Source organism: Alkalibacterium sp. m-11 (assembly GCF_054658155.1).
This window is the reverse complement of the sequence record NZ_BAAGIR010000144.1, coordinates 1-4,675: the sequence shown is the minus strand read 5'-3', so window position 1 is coordinate 4,675 and position 4,675 is coordinate 1. Positions and strand designations below refer to the sequence as shown.

Sequence of the window (4,675 nt, the reverse complement as noted above, 5' to 3'; positions counted from 1 at the left end):
TCACCCTTGTGACCTTAACTGAAACCATTCAAGTGTTTGTCAAGGGCAAATGCGGCTCCGATTGGTATAGTCAGTGGGCCTTCACCACCTTTAATTTTTAGTTTTCATAAAAAATTTGACAGTTCCCGTATAAATTATTGTCGTTAAATAGCATCTTCAACCGTTGCATCTCCTGGAAGATCTTCTTCAGTAAAGCCGAATTCTTCAATAATCTCTAAAAGTTCTCCGGATTTCTTAAGATTATCGAGTTCCTGGTTGAAGGCCTCAATAAAGTCTTCATCTGTATCTCTAAATACTGTTGCTCCATAGTTGATGACTTCCTCACCATCGATCACCGGCTGAGTATAGTCATCCACACGTTCGATTGAGTCATCAGCTGCTGTATCCAGAATCGATTGCAGAGACGGTCCGGTCGCTGTAATGACATCTGCACGGCCAGCCTGAAGTGCGGCAAGCGCTGACGGCATATCCGGCACGGTAACGATCCGTCCCTCTGGTACTCCGACATCCAGCAGAAAGTCGTACTCTACCGTTCCAGAAGGCACAGCAACGATGGCATCATCATTTTCAGCAATGTCTTCATATGAATGAAGATCCAGTGGATTACCTGCTTCCACTGCAATAGCCTGACCTATAGTATATTCAGGATTGGCAAACTGAATATGATCTGCAGCTGCTCTATCTGGTGTAATGAACATACCAGCAGCGACCATATCAAATCGCTCTGCCTGAAGCCCTGGAATCAGCGACGCAAATTCCGTCAGTACCCCATTCATTTCAGAGACTCCCATATTTTCCATAATCTGTCTGGCAATCTCAACCGAAGATCCGGTCAGTTCTCCTTCAGCTGTCTGGTATGCATATGGCTGTTCGTTTGCAAAACCGACAGTCACTTCTCCTTCGCGCTGAACACGCTCCAGAGTTGTCTCATCGTCTGCCGCTCCGAAGAGCTGACAGCCACTCAAGACGACTGTGGCAGAAAGAGCTGCGAGTGACAGCAGACCTTTTTTATCTATACTTTTCATTCTCTCTTTCCTCCTGTTCTTATTCTTTCCTATCGATTCCCAATGCACATCCAACTCCGTTAATAACTAGATCCTTTATTGATAAAATTTTTTTAGCAATTAGATAATAGCCCTGTTCAAAGGCACGGAAAAAGCCATTATTACATGAGACACATATCTACCTTAACAAAGATTTTTTGGCAGGGTCAAATCAGACGCTCCACTTCAATGATTGTTTGAAACTTTCACTCTTGTCTTTTAAAAAAGTCATCAAAAAGAAACAATTTTGTCATTTCTAATCAGATTCTTAGAATTGTTTGGTTACGGGTTTGGTAAACGATAACATTTCTTCTCATAAAGTGCTGTAAAGGCGTATGGTTTTACACTACTAAATTGTTTTGGTACATTGAATAGTGGAGCGTAGGCAGAAGACAACACTTGCTTTCTGTCAGCGACGTATTGTCGTCAAAGTTTAAAACAAATTAAAATACAAGGAGGACAACTTGTTGACTACTAAGGTAGAAATACAGAATCTGACGAAAATTTTCGGAAAGAAAGAACGTCAGGCACTTGAATTAGTAAAGAAGGGTCATTCAAAAGAAGACATTCTTGAAAAGACAGGCGCAACCGTTGGTGTAAATAAAGCCAGCTTTAAAGTAGAACAAGGTGAAATATTTGTCATTATGGGATTATCCGGTAGTGGTAAATCTACACTGGTTCGTATGCTGAACAGACTGATCGAACCGACTGAAGGCAACATCCTGATCGATGGGGATGACATTGCTAAGATGGATAAAGAGCAATTAAGAAAAGTCCGTCGTGAAAAAGTATCTATGGTATTCCAGAACTTTGGATTATTCCCGCACCGTACGATTCTGGAAAATACTGAGTATGGACTGGAAGTTCAGGGAGTAGACAAGGCAGAACGTCAGGAGAAAGCTGAACGTGCCCTGGATAATGCCGGTCTTCTTCCATATAAGGACCAACGTCCTAATCAGTTATCTGGTGGGATGCAGCAGCGTGTCGGACTGGCACGTGCGCTTGCAAATGATCCTGAAATCCTGCTTATGGATGAAGCGTTCTCAGCACTTGACCCGTTGATCAGACGTGACATGCAGGATGAACTGCTTGAAATGCAGGACACGATGCACAAAACGATTATTTTCATTACACATGACTTAAATGAATCGCTGCGTATCGGTGACCGCATTGCCATCATGAAAGACGGAGAAGTCGTGCAAGTAGGAACAGGCGAAGAGATCCTGACGAATCCTGCCAACGAATATGTTGAACGTTTCGTTGAAGATGTCGACCGTTCTAAAGTTCTGACAGCAGAAAACATCATGGAACGCCCTCAAACTCTTCGTATCAAGCAGAGTGGCCCGCGTGTGGCTATGCAGCGTATGAAGGCTGATAATTTGTCCAGCATGCTTGTTGTCGATAAAAACAATGTGCTGAAAGGCTACGTCACGGATGAAGATGTTCTTGAGGCAGTAAAACAGGACAAGAAAGATCTGCAGGAAATCGTCCGCACGGATATTCCTAAAGTTCATAAAGAAACTTTGATTCATGAATTATACGATGTCATTCATAATAGTCAGACTCCAGTCGCCGTTGTTGATGGAGAAGACAAGCTGCTTGGTATCGTTGTCCGAGGACTCGTCCTTGGTGCATTAGTGAAAGACCGAGAGGAGGAAACAATAGATGAACAATAGTATATTAGACCAGATCCCCCGTTTACCCGTATCGGAATGGATGGCCAATATCATCACCTGGCTGACACAGAACCTGTCTTGGTTCTTTGGAGCGATTCGTGACGGTGGCGCATGGCTGATGGATGGCATTACAGATCTGCTTCTATTTATCCCGCCGCTCCTATTCATCGTCCTGCTTGTGGCTTTGGCATACTTTGCTGGCCGCAAAAAACTCGGACTGCCTGTTTTTACACTATTGGGACTACTTTACATCCATAACCAGGGACTATGGGATCCATTAATGTACACGATCACGCTTGTGCTCGTTGCCAGTCTGCTTTCCATACTGATCGGTGTGCCTGTTGGAATCTGGATGGCCAAGAGCCGGACAGCCAACTGGATCATTACCCCAATTCTTGACTTTATGCAGACAATGCCGGCATTCGTATACCTTATTCCAGCCGTTGCCTTTTTCGGAATCGGTATGGTACCCGGTGTATTCTCAGCTGTTATTTTCGCTCTGCCCCCAACTGTCCGCTTCACGAACCTGGGTATCCGTCAGGTCCCTGATGAAATGATCGAAGCAGCAGAATCATTTGGTAGTACCGGATCACAGCGTCTGTTCAAAGTTGAACTGCCTCTGGCTAAACCGACTATTATGGCAGGAATAAACCAGACTGTGCTGCTTGCACTCTCAATGGTTGTTATTGCCTCAATGATCGGAGCGCCTGGATTAGGTGAACGCGTCATCAATGCTCTCCAGCGTGCCCAAGTTGGGCCTGGATTCGTTGCCGGATTTGCTTTAGTGGTACTGGCAATCATTCTAGACCGCGTACTGCAAGGCTTCAATAAATCAGATAATTAAGCAAACACAGTACAATAAATACACTCAAAACTATGAAGGAGAGATTTATTTTGGATATGACATGGAAAAAGTTTGGACTAACAGCAGCATCTGCATCAGTATTATTTTTAGCAGCATGTGAAGATAATAGCGACACTGCAGACAACGGTGAAGAAATTGAAACAGTTGTCGATGGTGATGAAATTACTTTATCTTATGTAAGCTGGGATTCAGAGATTGCTTCAACACACGTCGTTGCAGAAGTACTTGAAGATTTGGGATACGACGTTACTTTGACAGCTCTTGACAATGCAATCATGTGGGAAGCAGTCGCTTCTGGAGACGCAGACGCAATGGTTGCTGCATGGCTGCCTGGTACTCACCAAGCACAATTTGATGAGTATTCAGACAGAATGGAACACCTAGGAACAAACCTTGAAGGGGCCGTAATTGGATTAGTCGTTCCTGAATATATGGATGTTGATTCTATTGCTGATCTTTCAGATGAAGCGGGTCAGACAATTACAGGAATCGAAGCAGGTGCTGGTGTTGTCGCTGCAGCTGAACAAGCTTTAGAGGATTACGAAAATCTTGACGGATGGAACGTACAGACATCTTCTTCAGGTGCAATGGTCCAGGAACTGACTACTGCATACCAGAACGAAGATGAAATTATCGTAACTGGATGGTCTCCTCACTGGAAATTCTCTCAGTTCGACCTGAAATACCTTGAGGATCCGGAAGGTTCATTCGGAGAAGCTGAAACAATCGATACCTTTGTACGTGAAGGGCTATCTGAAGACCTACCAGAAGCTTATCAGTTACTTGATAATTTCTACTGGGAAACAGACCACATGGAAGAAGTCATGCTTGAAATCCAGGAAGGTGCAGAACCTGAAGATGCTGCCCGCAACTGGGTCGACAACAATTCGGATCTTGTATCTGAATGGATTGAAGGAATCGGCGAATAATCTGATCCTTTAATCTTGTATCTGATGTAATGCGCAAGTGAACTACCCACCACTTAAATCCTCCGGATTTTGAAGTGGGGGCTTCCTACGAACTCCATTCTTGTCTGCACAGGTTTCATGCAGACAGAGGAATCGGATATGGGTAGGCTCAAAAGGCAGTCC

General features: G+C 44.1%; 2 protein-coding genes and 1 pseudogene. 2 read left to right on the top strand and 1 reads right to left on the bottom strand.

Going from position 1 to position 4,675, the window contains the following annotated elements:
- Window positions 1–143 precede the first annotated feature (143 nt).
- Window positions 144–1,025 carry an ectoine/hydroxyectoine ABC transporter substrate-binding protein EhuB gene (ehuB, locus tag ACYQ2O_RS10615; RefSeq protein ID WP_346024571.1) on the bottom strand — a complete coding sequence of 294 codons (882 nt, stop codon included), beginning with the start codon at window positions 1,023–1,025 and terminating at the stop codon, window positions 144–146.
- Between the two features lie 485 nt (window positions 1,026–1,510).
- Between ehuB and ACYQ2O_RS10610 the strand changes: the two genes are divergently transcribed.
- Window positions 1,511–2,719: a quaternary amine ABC transporter ATP-binding protein gene (locus tag ACYQ2O_RS10610; RefSeq protein ID WP_346024572.1), complete on the top strand. Its 1,209-nt coding sequence runs from the start codon at window positions 1,511–1,513 to the stop codon at window positions 2,717–2,719.
- A pseudogene (locus ACYQ2O_RS10605) lies at window positions 2,709–4,513 on the top strand (ABC transporter permease/substrate binding protein). Before ACYQ2O_RS10610 ends, ACYQ2O_RS10605 begins: the two are co-directional and overlap by 11 nt.
- Window positions 4,514–4,675: the final 162 nt, after the last annotated feature.

Bases quoted from the DNA above. Each gene is read 5' to 3' on its own strand.
- ehuB (WP_346024571.1), bottom strand. From the start codon at position 1,025: ATGAAAAGTATAGATAAAAAAGGTCTGCTGTCACTCGCAGCTCTTTCT.